The following is an 18,464-nucleotide window of genomic DNA, read 5'->3' as shown; positions in this document are numbered from 1 at the left end:
CGCGAGCAAGCTCGCTCCTACAGTGGATCAGATCATCGGCGAGCTACTCACTACCCGCAGCGCCAAGCCTTCATACGCATCCAGGGTGATGGTGAAATCGCCCTCGGGCGTCAGGTCGCCTTCCACCCGCTCATTGATGATGTCCACCACCGGCCCCGGCGCGATATTGGGCAGGTGCAGGGTTTCCGTGATGGGCGTGGAGCCGAAGTTCAGCGCGGTGATCTGGGTGCCTTTGCCCGCCGGCAGTTCGTGCACCATGATCAGCAGCCCCGGGTGCTGCACATCCGGCACCAGGATCTGGCGGCTGGCGGCGATGTCGTAGGCACGGCGCACCGCGAGGATTCTTTGCAGTTGCGAGGCAAACGAATCCGGGTCGGCCAGTTGGGTGATCAGGCTGCCGTACAAGGTTTTCGGACGCGGCATCTGCCCGGCGGATTGCTCCGCGTCGGGGTTCAGGTCCACCAGGTCATAGGCGCCGCGATGGATCCAGCGTGTGTCGCCATCGAGCATCAAGTGGGCCACCTCTTCCGCCGGCAAAGGCAGTGCGCCTACCAGGTCCCAGCCGGACAGTGCAAACACCCCAGGTTGCATCGCGTTGTACATCACCAGCAGCAGGTGAATCTGGCGGATCTGTTGGATATCCGCCGGGGTAATCGCTTCAAGGTCGCGAATGCCCAACGCCGCCGTGATGATGCTGGCGGTGGTGCACGACACGCCGTTGGTCACGAATTTCAGGTTATAGGGTGCGTGTTCGCCGGCGAGGCGTTCGTACATCTGTTCGCGGATGTGCTCGCGCAGGATGCCGCCGGGAAAGGTCTGGCCCTGATACAGGTAGTTGTCATGGGCGTGCAGGGTCCAGAAGTGCACCAGTTCCAGGGTCAGTTCGTCATGGTTCTGCAAGGCATGGATCAGCGAGCCGGGGTCGATGCCCAGGGTGTGCATCTCCCGCAGCATCAGGCGCAGGAATTCGGTGTCGCCCATCAATAACGCGTGCTGGTACGCCGGCCGGGTGATGAAGTCGTAGGACAGGTCGGCGCCGCCGTGGGACATGGCGGCGATGTCGTCCACCGTCAGGTTCAGTTCCTGGAAGCTGAAACCGCCCGCCTTGCGAATCGCCCCGCCTAATATCTGGTTGCCGGTGATGGACAGCGGGTGGCTTTCAGACCAGGCGTTACCTTCGAGTTTTCGCTCCACGCCGAGGAAGCCGTTGGCGTCCAGGCGCAGGATCTTCGCGCCCATCACGTCGATGGCGTGCAGGGCGTCGCCGATGATCATCTGCTGCGCGGCGAAGGTTGGGTCCAGCCAGTTCAGTGACGGTTGGCCTTCCTTGAAGTAATGCAGGTATACCCAGCGCCGGGGTTTGCCATCCACGCCGATCACCACATCGGTCGCGCTCCAGTCGGTTTCCTTGACTCCGGGCTCGAAGAAGATCACCCGTTGCAACTGGCCGACGATGTAGTGCTTGTCCCTCAGCACGTCGACCTGCTGCGGGCTGAGGTTCTGTGCATCACGCCCCTCGGCAATCTCGGGCAGCAATGGCCAGTCTTCCTCGCGGATTTCCACCATGTGGTAGAGCCCGGGGTAGTCTTCGTAAGCCATCTCGGCCAGGCGGAAGTCCGCGCCTTTGCCGGTGTGGGACGGGATCACGTCGTCGATGATCACCGCGTTGTGCGCGGCGGCCATGCGCGCCAGGGATTGCAGTTGGGCCTCGGTGCCCAGTTGCGGGTCGATGTCGAAGCTGATGCGGTCAAAATTGCCGTCAATCGTGGGGGTGTGCTCGGTGCCGGAAAGACCACCCGAGCGCTTCAACGGGCCGTTGTGAATACCCTGGATGCCGATCTTTGACAGTGCATGCCATAACGTCTCATCGCCCAGGGCTTCGAGTACGCTGCCGTTTTCACGGGTGACGATGGACGCCGGGTATGCGGTGAACCACACCGACGACAGGGCTGAAGCATCGCGGGGCCGCGTATGGGCATACGGCTGCTGCCACAATCTGCCTTGCCCCGAGTAGAGTTTGGCGCGCTGCTTTGCGGCCTGCAGCATTGATTGTTCTACCAGCCAGGCCACATGTTTCTTATCGGCGTCCGTCATAAATCAATCACCTGCACCCATGAAGTAGTCGGTTGCGGTGGCTGTATGTGAACCACCGTTCGTTACTGTATGAGGCCCCGGGTGACGATTCGTTGCATCCGAGATGGCTACCCTTCCCGGCCTAGACCCACCCACCGTCCACAATGAAGTTCTGGGCGGTGCACATCGCCGAGACATCAGACGCCAGGAACAGCGCCATATTGGCGATATCTTCCGGCTGCACACTTCCCGGCAAACACTGGCTGCGGCTGATCAGTTCCCGGGCGTCATCATCCACCCACATCGCCAGTTGTTTTTCGGTCATCACCCAGCCCGGCACCAGTGTGTTGACCCTGATCCGGCTCGGGCCCAGCTCTCGCGCCAGGGCCCGGGTCATGCCGTGGGCGGCGGCTTTGCTGGCGGCGTATACCGGGTATCCGCTGGAAGCCATCATCCAGCCAATGGAACCCAGGTTGATGATCGCCCCGCCCCCTGCGGCTTTCATCATGGGCACCACGGCCCGGGCGGCAAAAAAGGCGTGCTTCAGGTTGACCGAGATCAGTTGGTCGAATGTCTCTGAGTCGACTTCATCCAGGGTGTGCCGAACGTCATTGGCGGCATTGTTCACCAGCACATTGATCGGCCCCAGGGTTTGCGCCAGGCGCCTGATGGCGGCCTTGTAAGCGATCTCGTCGGTGATATCGCAATGGGCGAATTCAACGGCATGCCCCTCGGCCGACAGTATGGCCGCCAAGCGGTCGCCCTGCCCTTGCGCCCGGTCCACGAACGCAACCTTGGCACCCTGGCGTGCGAAGGCTCGCACCATGGATTCGCCAATCCCGGAAGCACCGCCGGAAATCAGCACGGTTTTATCTCGCAGGTCCGGGTACATCGCCTGTGCGCCAGCCTGTTGTTCAGTGTTCATGTGACGGTCACTCCGCTGTATTTAGTCTTATTTTATATTGCAAAATTTGCGAATTTGTCTATATATCAGCACTGCATCTGATCGAAATACAATAAATAGTCGAACTATTTAATCAACAACAATAAAAGGTAGCTCAGTCATGCGGCAATCCCGATTCCTGCTTACCGGCCTCGGCCTCTCGTTGGCGATAGCCAGCCTCGGCGCTCAGGCGGCTGGCCTGTCCAGCGAACACAAACCCTTCGGCAAAACCAATGACGGCACCGCCGTCGAGCAGTACGTGTTGCGCAACAGCCATGGCGTACAAGCCACGGTGATCACCTACGGCGCTGTGTTGCAGTCGCTTAAGGTACCGGACAAACACGGCCAGTTCGCCGATGTGGTGCTGGGCTTCGACAACGTCCAGGGCTATCAGGCCGGCACCGCGTTCTTTGGCGCGACCATCGGGCGTTTTGGCAATCGCCTGGCCAAGGGCGCTTTCGAGCTGGACGGCAAACGCTATCAAGTGCCCCTCAACGACGGCCCGAACTCCCTGCATGGCGGTGCGCAGGGTTTCGACAAACAGGTGTGGAAAGCCCAGCCAGTCAAGCAAAAGGACTCGGTGGGCGTGACCCTGAGCTACCTGTCGAAGGACGGCGAGATGGGCTTTCCCGGCAACCTGAAAGTCGATGTCACTTATAGCCTCAACGACAAAAACGAGCTGCACATCGACTACAAGGCCACCACTGACAAACCCACCGTGCTGAACCTCACCAACCACAGTTACTTCAACCTCGCCGGCGCGGGTAACGGTGACGTGCTCAAACAGCTGGCCACCTTGCACGCCAGCCATTACACCCCGGTCAACAGCACCTTGATTCCCACCGGCGAACTGGCCCCGGTGGCCGGTACACCGATGGACTTCCTCAAACCCACCGCCATTGGCCAGCACATCAAGGACGATCACCCCCAACTGAAATTCGCCGAACCGAAACAAGGCGGCTTTGACTTCAACTGGGTGCTGGATGCCAAGGGTGACATCGGCAAACTGGCCGCTGACGTTCGTGACCCGCAGTCCGGGCGGCGCTTGCAGCTCTATACCAGTGAGCCCGGCGTACAGTTCTATACCAGCAACTTCCTCGACGGCTCGATCAAGGGCAAGGGCGGCAAACCTTATGCCCACTGGAGCGCGTTCACCCTCGAAACCCAGCATTATCCCGACGGCCCTAACCAGCCGAACTTCCCGTCAACCCGCCTCGATCCCGGGCAGACCTACAGCCAAAACACCGTGCTGAAATTCTCCGCCGACTGAACCCGCTTGATCGTTCCCACGCTGCGTGGGAACGATCAAAGCTTGCGCAGGGATCAGCGTTGTTTCATGCGGTCGATCACCACCGCCAGCAGCAGGATCGAACCGCGGATCACATACTGGTAGAAGGTGTCGATGTTCTTCAGGTTCATCGCGTTCTCGATGATCGCCAGAATCAGCACCCCGGCAATCACGTGGCGAATCATGCCAATCCCGCCGCTTAACGACACCCCGCCCAACACGCAGGCAGAAATCACCGTCAACTCGAAACCCTGGCCAATCATCGGCTGCCCGGAAGTCATGCGTGAGGCAAGGATCACGCCGGCCAAGGCGCCGATCACCCCGTGCACGGCGAAGATGATGATCTTGGTGCGATCAACGTTCACCCCCGCCAGCAACGCGGCTTCCGGGTTGCCACCGATGGCCATGGTGTTGCGCCCGTAGGTGGTGTAGTTGAGCAGCCAGCCGAAAAACAGGAAGCACACGATGGTGATCAGGATCGGCACCGGCACGCCAAACAACTGGCCGTTGCCGAAGACGAAGAACCCATCCTGGGAGACGCCCACCGCTTTGCCATTGGCAAAGATATAGGCCAGGCCACGCACGATCTGCATGGTCGCCAGCGTGGTAATCAGCGCATTCACCCGCAGCTTGGCGATCACAATCCCGTTGATCAACCCCACCACCAGGCCCATCAGCAGTGCGGCACCGATGCCGAGCAACACGCTGTCGGTGTCGCGCATCACGATCGCCGCCACGACCCCGGCGCAGGCAATCACCGAGCCCACCGACAGGTCGAAATGCCCTGACGCCAGGCAATACAGCATGGTGCAAGCGGCAATCCCGGTGGTGGAGATCGCCAGCCCCAGGCCGCGCATATTGAGCGGCGACAGGAAGTTGTCGATCAGCAAGGTGCAGAGCACGAAGATCCCCACCGCCGCCATCAGCATCGCCCAGTTGTCGAGCAGGCTGCGCAGGTCCAGCGGTTTGCGCGCCGTGGGCACAGCAGTGTTTTGGCTTGTCATAGTCACCTCGTCAGTTCCCCTGGCTCGCGGCGCGTTGGCGCGGCAGGGCCATTTGCAGCAGGTTGGATTCATTGGCGTGTTCGCGGCTCATCTCGCCGCGCATCGCGCCTTCACACAGCACCAGGATGCGATCGGAAATGCCCATCACCTCCATCAGGTCGCTGGACACCACAATCACCGCAATGCCGCGAGCCGCCAGGTCATGGATGATCTGGTAAATCTCGGCCTTGGCGCCGATATCGATGCCCCGGGTGGGCTCGTCCAGCAGCAGGACTTTCATCGGCATCGACAGCCACCGCCCGAGAATCGCCTTTTGCTGATTGCCGCCGGACAGGTACATGATCTTCTGCGCCGCCGTGGGCGTCTTGACCTTCAGCGCCTTGATCTGCGTGGCAGCGTTGTCTTTCTCCCAACCACTGCGCAACAACCAGCCAAAGCGCGAATGGGCACTGCGCGCGCTGATGTTGATGTTCTCGGCGACGCTGGACAGCGGCACGATGCCCTCCTTCTTGCGGTCCTCGGGGCACAGCAAAATACCGGCGTCGATGGCGTCACGGGGTGAACGCAGGCGCAGCGCATCGCCGCACAAATCGAGGCTGCCGGCACTGTTGCGCTCAAGGCCTCCCAGGATCCGCAGCAACTCGGTACGCCCGGCGCCCACCAACCCGAACAGGCCGAGAATCTCGCCCTGGTGGGCCTCGAAACTCACCGGTTCACGCAAGCCGGGGCCCAGCAAGCCGTTGACCTTGAGCGCCACCGCACCCCGCTCGCGGGGCCGGTAATCGTAGATGTCCTGAATGTCGCGACCGACCATGCAGGTCACCAGTTGATCGTGGGTCAAGCTGCTCATGTCCTCGAACGTGCGCACATAGCGGCCGTCCTTGAATACCGTCACCGCGTTGCAGATGCGGAACACCTCTTCCATGCGATGGGACACGTACAGCACCACTTTTCCCTCGTCCCGCAGGCGACCGATGATTGCCATCAGGCGGTCGATCTCCCGTGCTGACAGGCTGCTGGTGGGTTCGTCGAACGCAATCACATGGGCGCCACGGGACAGCGCCTTGGCGATTTCCACCAACTGGCGCTGGCCCAGGGACAGGCGGCCGACTTTCTCCTGGGGGTCGATTTCATCCGCCAGGCCCTTGAGGCACGCCAATGCCTGCTGGCGCAACGCGCTGCGATTGATCAAACCAAAGCTGGCCGGCAGGTGCCCGAGGAACAGGTTTTCGGCCACGCTCATTTCCGGCACCAGGTGCAACTCCTGGTGGATCACCGCGACGCCGCTGGCGATGCTGTCGGCCGCGCATTTGAAAGCCATGGTGTGCGCGCCGATCTGCACGCTGCCGCTGCTTGGCACATAGGCGCCACCGAGGATTTTCAGCAGCGTGGATTTACCGGCGCCGTTCTCGCCCATCAAGGCGTGAACCTGCCCCGGGTGGGCGCTGAAGCTGATGCCATCCAGCGCCTTGACCCCGGGAAACGTCTTGCCGATATCGTTGAAGCACAGGCTGGCACCGGTGCTGTGGGGGTGTTTCTGTTGCGCGTGCATAACCACCTCGTCACACAGGTCAGGCAGCCCTGTCAGCAGGGCCGCCGGGGAACGTCAGCGGTCTTCAGTTCCACAGACCGATCTTTTCCAGCTCCTGCTTGAAGTTCTCGCGGGTGATCAGCGTCACCTCGTCCATCGCTGTGTACTTCGGTGGTTCCTTGCCGGTGGTGACCCACTCGAACATCATGCTCGCAGTGTTGTAACCCTCGATGTGCGGGCTGGGCAGCATGGAGCCGAAGAAGCCGCTGTTGGCTTTCTTCAGCTCGCCGATGGCGTCGGTGCCGTTGATGCCGATACCGATGACGTTAGCGGCGGCAAAGCCGGCGCTTTCGGTGGCGCGCACGCCGCCGAGCACGGTGTTGTCGTTCATGCCGCCGATGATCAGGTTTTTCGCGCCGCTGGGCAGTTTCACCAGTGCCGAGTTGGTGGCGTCCATGCTGCCGGGTACGTCGAGGGTCTTGAGGGCGGCGAACAGAATGTGGTCGTCCGGAATACCCGCAGCCTTCAGGGATTTGACCGAGCCGTCGGTGCGTTTTTTGCCGGTGTCGAGTTCGTTGTAGGTGTTGATCACCGCGTAGGTGTCTTTCCAGTCCCAACCGCGCTTTTTCGCTTCAGTGGCCATGGCACTGCCCTGCTTCTCGCCCACTTCGAAGGCGGCCATGCCCAGGTAAGGCACGTCCTCCATGAAGTTGCCCTTGGCATCCACAAAGCGGTCATCCACGGCGATCACTTTCAAGCCATTGGCTTTGGCCTTGGCCATGATGGCCGGGCCCAGTGACACGTCCGGCGGGCAAATCACAAAGCCCTTGGCGCCGTTGGCCGCCAGGCTGTCGATAGCCGAGAGGGTTTTCTCGCCGTCGGGCACGGCGATCTTGATCACTTCAAAGCCCTTGTCCTTGCCGGCTTTTTCGGCGAAGGCCCATTCGGTCTGGAACCAGGGCTCTTCGGCCTGCTTGACCAGAAAGCCGATTTTTACTGGCTCTGCTGCCAGTAACAGGCTGCTCAGGCTGACGGCCGACACCGCCACAGCGGCGCAGCACAGGGAACGGATACCACGACGACGATTCATAGGGTGACTCCTTGTTGTTGTTTTTGAATGCGTTAAACAGCGGTAAAGCCAGTGGGTTATCCCGCAAAGCGGTGACAGGTTTTCCCCGGCACATCGACCTCGATCGCCAGCACCGCGCCGTCCAGCGGGTGATTCAGCGGGCTGGCGGCACTGGTGATGTACAAGGTCTTGAGGTCGGGGCCTGCGAACACGCAACTGGTGGGACGGCTGACCGGCAACTCGATCACCCGGTCGACTTCGCCGCCCGGCGTCAGCCGCAGCAGGCAACCGCCGTCCCAGCGGGCATTCCAGATATAGCCTTCGGCGTCCATGGCCGAGCCGTCCGGGCCACCACGAGCGTGAGGCCCGAACCAGACGTGCGCGGGTTCAAGCTGACCATCGTCGGTGATCGCGTGCCGATACAACGTGCCGTCCAGGCTGTCGCCGAAATGCACGTGGGTGGCGGCGTCGTTCCAGAGCAAGGTGTTGGGGATGCCCAGGCCTTGCAGCAACGGCGTGACCTGCCCGTCGGCATCGACCCGGAACAGGCCGCCGGAACGCCGCAGCACCGGCAAATCTTCACCGTTCTCGCCGATGTTGTTCTGCATGGTGCCCAGCCACAGCCGGCCCTGGGCATCGCAACGGGCTTCGTTGGCACGGTTGCCCGGTTGCGGGTCGGCGACGCAGAGCAAGGTCAGGCGGGGATCGCTCGGCGCCGAATCGAGGTCGAGGCGATACACGCCACTGCTCAGGGTTACCAGCGCATCACCGCTGGCACACGGGATAAATGCCGAGACGGGCTCAGGCAGTTGCCAGGTGTGCAGTTGCCCGTCTTTCAGGCGTAACGCCTGCTGGCCGATGATATCCACCCAATACAGCGCCTGGCCCTGCTCGTCCCAGAACGGGCCTTCGCCCAGCCGAGCGCGGTGCGGTGTGACGGCATTCCACGACATGAAACCTCCTGCTTTCTTGTTGTTTTCAGGTGGTACGGGTTACAGCGCGTCGCGCGACGGCTGCCCATCTACCAGACGCTGAATGCGCAACGGGTTGGCATTCTTCAGCGCGTCGGGGAGCAGGCTATCAGGGTAATTCTGAAAGCACACAGGTCGCAGGAAGCGCTCGATCGCCAGGGTGCCCACCGAGGTGCCGCGAGCATCGGAAGTCGCCGGATAAGGCCCGCCGTGGACCATCGCGTCACACACCTCGACGCCTGTGGGATAGCCGTTGAGCAGGATGCGCCCGACCTTTTGTTCCAGCAGCGGCGTCAACTCGCCGAACTGGGTGAAATCCGCCGGCTCGCCAATGATCGTCGCCGTCAGTTGGCCGTGCAGGCCGTGCAACGCGGCACTCAGTTGCGCCTGGTCGGCGACTTCCACGAACACTGTGGTGGGGCCGAACACTTCTTCTTGCAGCACTTCATCGCCGTTGATCAGCAGGCTGGCATCCGCTTTGAACAGTTGTGGCTGCGCCTGATTGCCGGTCTGCGCCTGGCCCGCCAGGTGCTCGATGCCAGAATGGGCCAGCAGCGTATGCAGGCCTTTGCCGTAGCTGCTCAAGGTGCCGGCATTGAGCATGGTTTGCGCCGGCTGGTCGCCGATCAGTTGGGCGACCTGTTGGATGAATGCGCTGAACGGTGGCGATGCAATCCCGATCACCAGGCCCGGGTTCGTGCAGAACTGGCCACACCCTTGCACCACCGAGGCGACCAGGTCGCGGGCGATGCTGTCTGCCCGGGCTTGCAGCGCCTGGGGCAACAGGATGACCGGGTTGATGCTGGACATCTCGGCGAACACCGGGATCGGTTGCGGACGTGCCGCCGCCATATCACACAGGGCCCGGCCACCCTTGAGCGAGCCGGTGAAACCCACGGCCCGGATTGCCGGGTGCTTGACCAGTGCTTCACCCACACCGCCACCGAAGATCATATTGAACACGCCGTCGGGCATCCCGGTGCTCTGCGCCGCCCGCATGATCGCATCGGCGACCCGCTCGGCAGTGGCCATGTGGCCGCTGTGGGCCTTGAACACCACCGGGCAGCCGGCCGCCAGCGCGGCGGCGGTGTCGCCACCGGCAGTGGAAAAGGCCAAGGGGAAATTACTCGCCCCAAACACCGCGACCGGCCCGAGACCGATGCGGTACTGGCGCAAATCCGGGCGCGGCAAAGGCTGGCGATCCGGCAGCGCCTGATCGATCCGCGCACCGTAGAAATCACCGCGCCGCAGCACCTTGGCGAACAACCGCATCTGGCCGCTGGTACGGCCGCGCTCGCCCTGGATACGCCCGGCGGGCAACGCCGTTTCGCGGCAGACCAAGGCGACGAAGTCATCGCCAAGGACGTCCAGTTCATCGGCTATCGCCTCCAGGAACGACGCGCGATGCTGCGCGCTAAGGCTGCGATAGGCCGGGTAAGCCGCCGCCGCGGCGTTGGCTGCCGCATCGACTTCCTGCGCCGTCGCCTGGTAGAAATCATAGGGCAACGCTTCGCCGGTAGTGGCGTCGACGCTTTGCAGCGTGACGCTGCCGGTGGCGCTGCGCTGGCCGCCGATGTAGTTGTGGCCGTAAATCCGGGTCATGCCTGTCTCCTTTAAAGAGTGCCTACGCCGCCGGGTGCAACGACCCCTTCGACCTTGGTAATGCCGTTGATCAAGGGCGCGCCGAATTCGGCCTGGCTGATTTCGAACACATCGCCTGGCTGGGTACGAATGCCGTCGGCAAACGACAGGGTTGCGGTGCCGAAGAAATGGATATGCACATCCCCGGGCCGCAGGAACTGGCTGTATTTGAAATGGTGATATTCAAGGTTTTCGAGGCTGTGGCACATGTTGGCTTCGCCACTGAGGAATTCGTTCTGCCACAGCACCTCGCCGTTGCGCAGGATGCGGCTGGTGCCCGCCAGGTGCTTGGGCAGTTCGCCCAGACGCAACTCGGGGCCGTAGCTGCAACTGCGCAGTTTGGAGTGGGCCAGGTACAGGTAATTCTTGCGCTCCATCACGTGATCGGAAAACTCATTGCCCACCGCGTAGCCCAGCCGATACGGCTTGCCGTCGTGTCCAATTACATACAGCCCGGCGATTTCCGGCTCTTCGCCGGCGTCTTCGGCGAACGCCGGCCACGGGAACGGCTGACCCGGGCGCACCACGATGCTGCCGTCGCCCTTGTAGAACCACTCGGGCTGCACACCGGCTTGGCCAGAGGCGGGTTTGCCGCCCTCCACGCCCCATTTGAAGATGCGCATGGTGTCGGTCATCGTGCTCTCGTCACCGGCTTGCTGGTGCATCTTGTCCCGCGCCGACGCGCTGCCCAGGTGGGTCAGGCCGGTACCGCTGACCAGCGTGTGCGCCGGGTCGGGGTGATCCAGCGGGGGCAGGATCCTTTGCCCGGCCAGCAGTTCGGCGTAGTCGTGGCTGGCGGCGAGGCCCAGATGCTCTATTTGCTGTTGCAAGGTGACACCGGCCTCGATGGCGGCGAGTGCCAGGTCGCGCACCGTGCGTGCCGATTGCACTTCGCGCACCTGCCCACCCTCGACCACGCCTACCCGGCGTTCGCCGTTGCTCAATTCAAACTGCACTAAACCCATGAGTCTTCTCCTGATTGCCAATTAAGTACGCGTGGCGCCACGGGCGCTGGCGGCGAACTGGTCGGGCGGCAGCACATGTTTGCGCTCCAGCAGCCGGTAGACCACACCCGTCAGCACTACCCCGAACAGCATCACGCAGGCCAGGAAGTACAGGCCCGACGCGAGGTTGCCGGTGTACTCCTTGAGTGCGCCAATCACGAACGGCCCGATGTAGCCGCCGAGGTTGCCCACCGAGTTGATCAAGGCGATACCCGCCGCCGCACTCGCGCCGGCAAAGAACCGTCCCGGCAAGGTCCAGAACACCGCCGTGCAAGAAAACAGCGCGAACGCCACCAGGCACAGCGCGGCCAGTTGCCACAGCGGCACCGTCAGCCAGGCGCTGAAGAACAGGCCGATGGCCCCCAGCACGTAAAGCACCGCGAGGTGGCCGTAGCGATCATTCAAGCGGTCGGAACTGCGGGGCACAATCAGCAAGCCGATGATCCCGAAGATGTAGGGCACCGCCGACACGAAACCGGTGGTCAGGTCGCTGCCGCCGAACTGTTTGATCAAGGTCGGCAGCCACAGGCCCAGGCCATAAATGCTCAAGGTCACCGGCAGGTAGAACAGCGCCAGCAGCAATACACGTTTGTCCTTCAAAGCATGCAGCGGGTTGCCGTGCCGGGTCTGGCCGTAGGCTTGCAGGTCTTTGGCCAGTTCACCGGTGAGCCAGTCCTTCTCGGCCTGGTCCATCCATTTGACCTGTTGCGGCCCGTCCGGCAGGTAACGCAGCACCGGCCAGGTCAGCAGGATCGCCGGGGTGCCGATGACAATGAACAGCCATTGCCAGCCGTGCAGGCCGAGGATTCCGTTCATGCCGAGCAAGCCGCCCGCCACGGGGCCGGTGATCATCATGGCGATGGGCTGGGACAGGATGAACAGCCCGAGGATCTTGCCGCGGTGGCGCACCGGGAACCATTGGGTGATGTAGTAGAGGACTCCCGGGAAGAACCCGGCTTCGGCGGCGCCCAGCAGAAAGCGCATCACATAGAAACTGTGGGGGCCCTGGACGAATGCCATGCCGATGGTGATGGCGCCCCAGGTGACCATGATCCGCGCGAACCAGCGCCGCGCGCCGAAACGGTCGAGCATCAGGTTGCTGGGGATTTCCAGAAGGAAGTAACCAATAAAGAACAGCCCTGCCCCCAGTCCATACGCGGCATCACCGATGCCGACATCTGCGCCCATGTGCAATTTGGCGAAGCCCACGGCCGAGCGGTCCACGTAGGCAATCAGGTACAGCAAGATCAGGAAGGGAATCAGTTTCAGCGTGATGCGACGTATCAGCCGCTGTTCCTGGCTCATGTGAGCAGTCTCCGATTGTTATTTTTATAGAGCGTTGCGGGTCGCCTCTCGCGGAAATTCGCCAGGGCCAAGCCTCGTTGAATCGGACTATATAGTATTACTATTTAATCAACAATACTTCCAAATCATCGAATTTGCGCCTATGTTAAGCCGGGATTAGATCAATATAGTCTTACAATAAGAGAGTCGACCATGTCCGAGAAAAAGCCCGTCCTGCGCTCCGCCAGCTGGTTTGGTACCGCCGATAAAAACGGCTTCATGTACCGCAGCTGGATGAAAAATCAGGGGATTGCCGATCATCAGTTCCATGGCAAACCGATCATCGGGATCTGCAACACCTGGTCGGAACTGACCCCCTGCAACGCGCATTTCCGCCAGATTGCCGAGCACGTGAAACGTGGGGTGATTGAAGCGGGCGGGTTTCCGGTGGAGTTTCCGGTGTTCTCCAACGGCGAATCGAACCTGCGCCCCACCGCCATGCTCACCCGCAACCTGGCCAGCATGGACGTGGAGGAAGCCATTCGCGGCAACCCCATCGATGGCGTGGTGCTGCTGACCGGTTGTGACAAGACCACCCCGGCGCTGCTGATGGGCGCTGCCAGTTGCGACGTGCCAGCGATCGTCGTCACCGGCGGGCCTATGCTCAACGGCAAGCACAAGGGTCAGGACATTGGCTCGGGCACCGTGGTGTGGCAGCTCAGCGAACAGGTCAAGGCGGGCACCATAACCCTCGACGATTTCCTCGCGGCCGAAGGCGGCATGTCGCGCTCGGCAGGTACGTGCAACACCATGGGCACCGCTTCGACCATGGCTTGCATGGCCGAAGCCCTGGGCACTTCCCTGCCCCACAACGCAGCGATTCCGGCGGTGGATGCGCGCCGTTATGTACTGGCGCACATGTCGGGCATGCGCGCAGTAGAGATGGTGCGTGAAGACTTGAAGCTGTCGAAGATCCTGACCAAGGAGGCCTTCGAAAACGCGATCCGCGTCAACGCGGCCATTGGCGGCTCGACCAACGCGGTGATTCACCTGAAAGCCATCGCCGGGCGTATCGGTGTCGAGCTCGACCTGGACGACTGGACCCGCATGGGCCGCGGCATGCCGACCATCGTCGACCTGCAACCGTCCGGGCGCTTCCTGATGGAAGAGTTCTACTACGCCGGCGGCCTGCCGGCGGTGCTGCGCCGCCTCGGTGAAGCCAACCTGATCCCGCATCCGAACGCCTTGACCGTCAACGGCAAGTCCCTGGGCGAAAACACCCGGGAAGCGCCGATCTACGGCCAGGACGAAGTGATCCGTACCCTCGACAACCCGATTCGCGCCGACGGCGGCATTTGTGTGCTGCGGGGCAACCTCGCGCCACTGGGTGCGGTACTCAAGCCATCGGCTGCCAGCCCCGAGCTGATGCAGCACCGCGGGCGTGCCGTGGTGTTCGAGAACTTCGACATGTACAAGGAACGCATCAACGACCCGGAGCTGGACGTGGATGCCAACTCGATCCTGGTGATGAAAAACTGCGGGCCCAAGGGTTACCCGGGCATGGCGGAAGTCGGCAACATGGGCTTGCCGGCCAAACTGCTGGCCCAGGGTGTGACCGACATGGTGCGGATTTCCGATGCGCGCATGAGCGGCACGGCCTACGGCACCGTGGTGCTGCACGTGGCACCGGAAGCGGCCGCCGGCGGCCCATTGGCCACGGTCAAGGAAGGCGACTGGATCGAACTCGATTGCGCCAATGGCCGCCTGCACCTGGACATTCCGGACGCCGAACTGGCGGCCCGCATGGCCGACCTTGCGCCGCCTCAACAGCTGATTGTCGGGGGCTACCGTCAGTTGTACATCGACCACGTGCTGCAGGCAGACCAGGGCTGCGACTTCGACTTCCTGGTGGGCTGCCGCGGCGCTGAAGTGCCGCGTCATTCCCACTAATTGGGACAGGAGCAATGCTATGATGCCGCGTATTTCGCCAGAGTAGCCTCCCTGTTATGGATCAGCAGCCGACCAAGCCGCGCAAGAGCATGCACGCCCAAATCGTTCAGGACTTGGGCATGCACATCGTTTCCGGACGCTTCAAGCCGGAAGAACGACTGCCCATGGAGGCGACCTTGTGCGAGGAATACAAGGTCAGCCGGTCGGTGTTGCGTGAGGCGACGCGGGTACTGAGCGCCAAGGGCCTGGTCATTTCCAAGCCCAAGGTCGGCGCCGTGGTGCGCCCGCGGGTGCAATGGCACCTGCTGGACCCGGACGTACTGTCCTGGCTGATGCAGTCGACGCCCCACAGCGAGTTTTTCAATACCCTGGCCGGTGTACGCCGCATCCTGGAGCCGGAAATCGCCGCCATGGCGGCTTCTACCGCTACCGATGCCGATATTGCCGTCATCGAAAAGGCCTACCAGGGCATGGAAACCGCCCAGACCCACGACGCGCTGTTGCAGGCCGACCTGGACTTCCACCGCGCAATTGCCGATGCGACCCGCAACGACTTGCTGGCCTACATGTGCAACATGCTGTCGCTGCCACTTCGCGAGTCCATCAACATCACCAACCGTCGCCCCGACATCCAGGGCCTCAGCCTGCCCCGGCACAAGGCGATCCTCACGGCGATCAAGAACCGTGACGCCCTTGGCGCGCGGCATGCTTCCCTGGTGCAACTGGACGATACCCGAGTGGCGCTGGATACCGTGATGAATGTACTGACGCCGCTGTAGCGCACGGCAACCCACCGTCAAGATCGAGGCCGCCCTTGGATTACTTCGCTGCGTTAACCGCCTTTGTCGAAGCCGCCGAGGGCAATAACTTCTCCCGCGCCGCCGACCGGCTTGGCATCAAGGCCTCCACGGTTTCACGCTACGTGAAGGACCTGGAACAGGACCTTGGCATCGCCTTGTTCAACCGCTCTACGCGCACGCTGCACCTGACTGAAGGTGGCCAGACGTTCCTGATGCACGCACGCCGGGTGCTGGATGAACTGGAACAAGCCAAGGCCGCCACCTCCGCATTGAACGAGCAGCCACGGGGCGTGCTCAAGCTCAACCTGCCGCCCGCCTTTGCCCGTCACCATATCCTCCCCACGTTGAATGCCTTCCTGGTCCGCTACCCGCAGATCAAGCTGGAACTGATGCTGGATGACACTCACGTCAACCTGATTCATGCCGGCGCGGACCTGGCGATCCGCATTGGAACCCTGGCCGATTCCACCTTGAAGGCACGCAAGATTTGCGATGAGCGCTATCGGCTGGTGGCCAGCCCGGGGTTGTGCCGGGAGCATCCGGCGCCGTCCGTCCCTTCGGAACTCGCAGCGCTGCCGGTGATTCTGGGGCGGGATGTCGCGGCGGATGTTGCTTTTGCCAACGGGCATGAAGTGTCGCCGTTGGTGCATAAAGACGCTATCCGCATCAACGACCTCGACGCACAGCTGATCGCCGCACAACAAGGCCTGGGGTTTGCCTTGCTGCCCGACTGGCTGGTGGCCAAGAGCATTGAAGCCGGCGAGCTGGTGGTGTGGTTGCCTGAGTGGAATATCCGGATCGCCGGCCGCGAACCGGCGGTGTGGTTCGTTTATCCACCCAAGCGCATCGTGTCCTCCAAGGTGAGGTGCTTCATCGACTTTATCGTCGAGCAGCTAGGCGAAACACCGCACTGGAAACGTCTCAACTGAAGCGGATATCCAGCGACCGCAGATAGGTTTGCAGCCCCGCATCCTGGATCGGAATCAGGAAGGCTTCCATGTCGGACTCGTTGAAGTGGGCATGCCAGTAGCCTGGAGGTGTGACGAAGGCCAACCCCGGCGACCAGTCGACCCGCACCGGATTGCGGATCTGGCCATCGGCCTCCAGCTCGGTGCCCACCAGCGAGTAGCAACCCTTGGGGCAATCGATGATGAAATCCAGCGCAATCGACTGGTGCCGATGAGGCTTTTGAATCGACCCGGCCGGCAGGATGCCGTACATCGCCCACAGCACATGGGTCACGGTTCGGGTCTGCGGGAAATTGCGATTGCCCAGCAGGATGCTGATACGGCTGCGATCCTGGGCGCGGGGATCATCGGCGGCTTCACGCAGCTTTGCATTGGCCAGTTCTGCGGGATACAGCGTCGGCACGAAGCGATCGGCACTGCGGGTCACGCCCAAGTAGCGCAACATCGGTTCATCGTGCACGTAGTACAGGCGCGCATCCTCAGATGCACTGAAACGCGCCTGCAGCAGGCCCGGTAGCGCAATGAAGCAGCCTTTGGACCATTCGATGTGATGCTCGCCCTGGACCACACTGCCCTGCCCCGCAATCACATAAAACACCTGTGAGGTGGCATTGGGTTGCAGCTCCAGCGTGTCGCCGGCGTTCAACCGAATGAAGTTCGCACACAGCCCCGGCCCCGTCGCCGGGCCTTCGCAGCCCAGTGCCTCGCTGAGGTCCAGCGGGACCACCCGGGACGGACCGCTGTCATACAGCGAGGCCGGGAAGCTGTGGTAGGGAATGCGGGTAATCAGGTTGGCGCTGATGGGGTTGGCGGCTTTGCTGTATTCGAAGTACTCGGCGTCGAGCAGGTGCAGTGGCTGGGTATCGGTCACATCAGGCTTAAATTCGCTGTTCATTATGATCACCTCAATCTACGGCTGGATTTCGCAACGGCCCGTGGGAGGTTGCGGCGGTGAAAGAACTATAGGCATTCAGCGGCGGTGGATTAATCCCTTATGCTGCACAGCAGTTATGCGAAATGGGGCAGGTACAAGCACGCCTCCGCGTACTGATAGTTTGATCAAACCAACTATTAAAGTGCCACTTTATAAATTAGTTAAATATATCTACATCATCGCCCATAAAAAATCCGCCGCAGAGACTGCGGCGGCAAACCAAAGGATTTTGTCGAAGCAGAGCGGCTAAGACAGGATTAAAACTACAGCAGCGTGCGTGCATGCGTAGTGAATTTTAATTAATCGAGTTTAATCATCCCTTCACTGGTTCTTTACCGCGAGCCGGTTAAAAATTCCGCGTCGCGCAAAGGCCGGCGACGGGTCTGCTCAGCTTGATCGAAAAAGCAGCAGTAGCGCGATGATTACAAACAGAGCACCGCACATACATATCAACCCATTGATTTTGGTATTCATCGCTTCAGCGTTTTTGACGAGTTCATCCAGTTGGCTTGTGTAGTCGATGCTCGTTTGTTGCGTATTCGATTGCGCAGACATTGCACGGTCGTTGGAGCTTACTTCAGCGTGCGCCGCAATCAAGCTGCCACCGGCACCTCCGCAAGCGAGGGTAATCATCAAATTGAACAAAACTATTTTTTGATTTTCAGCTTCTTGCAAAAAGTTCGGGAACTCGATAGGAGGGAAAAACGTCGGTAGGTATGTAGCCTGCAAAAAGACCCCGAAGCCGATCAATACCAAGCCTTTGATGAATCGGCTCAACGAACATTCAACGACCATCACAAGCATTATCAAGCTGGCGGTGACCATCGTTGTAGAGCCAGCCGGGTCACGCTGAAGTGTAGGCGCAGCGATAAGGCCGCCCGCGGCAACGACCAAACCGAACACTAACCAGGCAATGCTTTTCTTAGGGCGGGCCGCGTCGGCTCTCGTGGTTACAGATGCATATTTAAGCATTTGAAGGGTTACGTCCTTGCAATAGTCTTGAG

Annotated in this window: 15 protein-coding genes; 4 read left to right on the top strand and 11 right to left on the bottom strand. The window is 61.4% G+C overall.

Annotation, left to right across the window (positions count from 1 at the left end):
* Positions 1–27 precede the first annotated feature (27 nt).
* Together treS and HBJ59_RS18085 are read right to left on the bottom strand one after the other, a co-directional pair.
* Positions 28–2,094, bottom strand: coding sequence for a maltose alpha-D-glucosyltransferase (gene treS, locus HBJ59_RS18090; RefSeq protein ID WP_076013460.1), 2,067 nt, complete (start codon positions 2,092–2,094; stop codon positions 28–30).
* Positions 2,095–2,215: 121 nt separating this feature from the next.
* The gene (locus HBJ59_RS18085) at positions 2,216–2,998 is read right to left on the bottom strand and encodes an SDR family NAD(P)-dependent oxidoreductase (RefSeq protein ID WP_167664317.1); all 783 of its coding nucleotides are present in this window, start codon (positions 2,996–2,998) and stop codon (positions 2,216–2,218) included.
* A gap of 139 nt (positions 2,999–3,137) precedes the next feature.
* Here HBJ59_RS18085 and HBJ59_RS18080 point away from each other — a divergent pair, with 139 nt between their 5' ends.
* A complete protein-coding gene (locus HBJ59_RS18080) occupies positions 3,138–4,286 on the top strand; it encodes an aldose epimerase family protein (RefSeq protein WP_167664316.1) in 1,149 nt (382 codons plus the stop codon).
* 53 nt (positions 4,287–4,339) lie between these two features.
* On the opposite strand, the gene araH is transcribed toward HBJ59_RS18080, so the two are convergent.
* The 7 genes from araH to HBJ59_RS18045 all read right to left on the bottom strand — a co-directional run bounded on the left by araH (position 4,340) and on the right by HBJ59_RS18045 (position 12,829).
* Complete coding sequence (araH, locus tag HBJ59_RS18075) at positions 4,340–5,308, bottom strand: L-arabinose ABC transporter permease AraH (protein ID WP_076013463.1); 969 nt, start codon at positions 5,306–5,308, stop codon at positions 4,340–4,342.
* Between the two features lie 10 nt (positions 5,309–5,318).
* Positions 5,319–6,860, bottom strand: a complete 1,542-nt coding sequence (gene araG / locus HBJ59_RS18070; protein WP_167664315.1) for an L-arabinose ABC transporter ATP-binding protein AraG — start codon at positions 6,858–6,860, stop codon at positions 5,319–5,321.
* A gap of 64 nt (positions 6,861–6,924) precedes the next feature.
* Positions 6,925–7,929 (bottom strand): substrate-binding domain-containing protein, encoded by a 1,005-nt coding sequence (locus HBJ59_RS18065; RefSeq protein WP_076013465.1) that lies wholly within the window; start codon positions 7,927–7,929, stop codon positions 6,925–6,927.
* 56 nt (positions 7,930–7,985) lie between these two features.
* Positions 7,986–8,861 carry an SMP-30/gluconolactonase/LRE family protein gene (locus tag HBJ59_RS18060; RefSeq protein WP_076013466.1) on the bottom strand — a complete coding sequence of 292 codons (876 nt, stop codon included), beginning with the start codon at positions 8,859–8,861 and terminating at the stop codon, positions 7,986–7,988.
* A 39-nt stretch (positions 8,862–8,900) separates the two neighbouring features.
* Positions 8,901–10,481 (bottom strand): aldehyde dehydrogenase (NADP(+)), encoded by a 1,581-nt coding sequence (locus HBJ59_RS18055; RefSeq protein WP_167664314.1) that lies wholly within the window; start codon positions 10,479–10,481, stop codon positions 8,901–8,903.
* 11 nt (positions 10,482–10,492) lie between these two features.
* Complete coding sequence (araD1, locus tag HBJ59_RS18050) at positions 10,493–11,485, bottom strand: AraD1 family protein (RefSeq protein WP_167664313.1); 993 nt, start codon at positions 11,483–11,485, stop codon at positions 10,493–10,495.
* A 21-nt stretch (positions 11,486–11,506) separates the two neighbouring features.
* Positions 11,507–12,829: an MFS transporter gene (locus HBJ59_RS18045; protein WP_167664312.1), complete on the bottom strand. Its 1,323-nt coding sequence runs from the start codon at positions 12,827–12,829 to the stop codon at positions 11,507–11,509.
* Between the two features lie 192 nt (positions 12,830–13,021).
* On the opposite strand from HBJ59_RS18045, the gene HBJ59_RS18040 reads away from it, so the two are divergent.
* Genes HBJ59_RS18040 through HBJ59_RS18030 form a run of 3 tightly spaced genes read left to right on the top strand, consistent with a single transcriptional unit; the run spans position 13,022 to position 16,487 of the window.
* Positions 13,022–14,758: an IlvD/Edd family dehydratase gene (locus HBJ59_RS18040; RefSeq protein WP_017480274.1), complete on the top strand. Its 1,737-nt coding sequence runs from the start codon at positions 13,022–13,024 to the stop codon at positions 14,756–14,758.
* Between the two features lie 56 nt (positions 14,759–14,814).
* Positions 14,815–15,537: a FadR/GntR family transcriptional regulator gene (locus HBJ59_RS18035; RefSeq protein ID WP_167664311.1), complete on the top strand. Its 723-nt coding sequence runs from the start codon at positions 14,815–14,817 to the stop codon at positions 15,535–15,537.
* 35 nt (positions 15,538–15,572) lie between these two features.
* On the top strand, positions 15,573–16,487 hold the full coding sequence (locus tag HBJ59_RS18030) for a LysR family transcriptional regulator (RefSeq protein ID WP_167664310.1): 915 nt from the start codon (positions 15,573–15,575) through the stop codon (positions 16,485–16,487).
* Here the strand turns inward: HBJ59_RS18030 and HBJ59_RS18025 are convergent.
* Together HBJ59_RS18025 and HBJ59_RS18020 are read right to left on the bottom strand one after the other, a co-directional pair.
* Complete coding sequence (locus HBJ59_RS18025; RefSeq protein ID WP_167664309.1) at positions 16,480–17,421, bottom strand: cupin; 942 nt, start codon at positions 17,419–17,421, stop codon at positions 16,480–16,482. The genes HBJ59_RS18030 and HBJ59_RS18025 overlap by 8 nt on opposite strands.
* 426 nt (positions 17,422–17,847) lie before the next feature.
* Entirely contained in the window at positions 17,848–18,432 is a 585-nt protein-coding gene (locus HBJ59_RS18020; protein ID WP_167664308.1) for a hypothetical protein, read from the bottom strand.
* Positions 18,433–18,464 lie beyond the last annotated feature (32 nt).

This window comes from Pseudomonas sp. AN3A02 (assembly GCF_011765255.1).
Taxonomy (GTDB): domain Bacteria; phylum Pseudomonadota; class Gammaproteobacteria; order Pseudomonadales; family Pseudomonadaceae; genus Aquipseudomonas.
The sequence above is the reverse complement of the archived record's forward strand: the minus strand, read 5'-3'. Positions and strand labels throughout refer to the sequence as shown.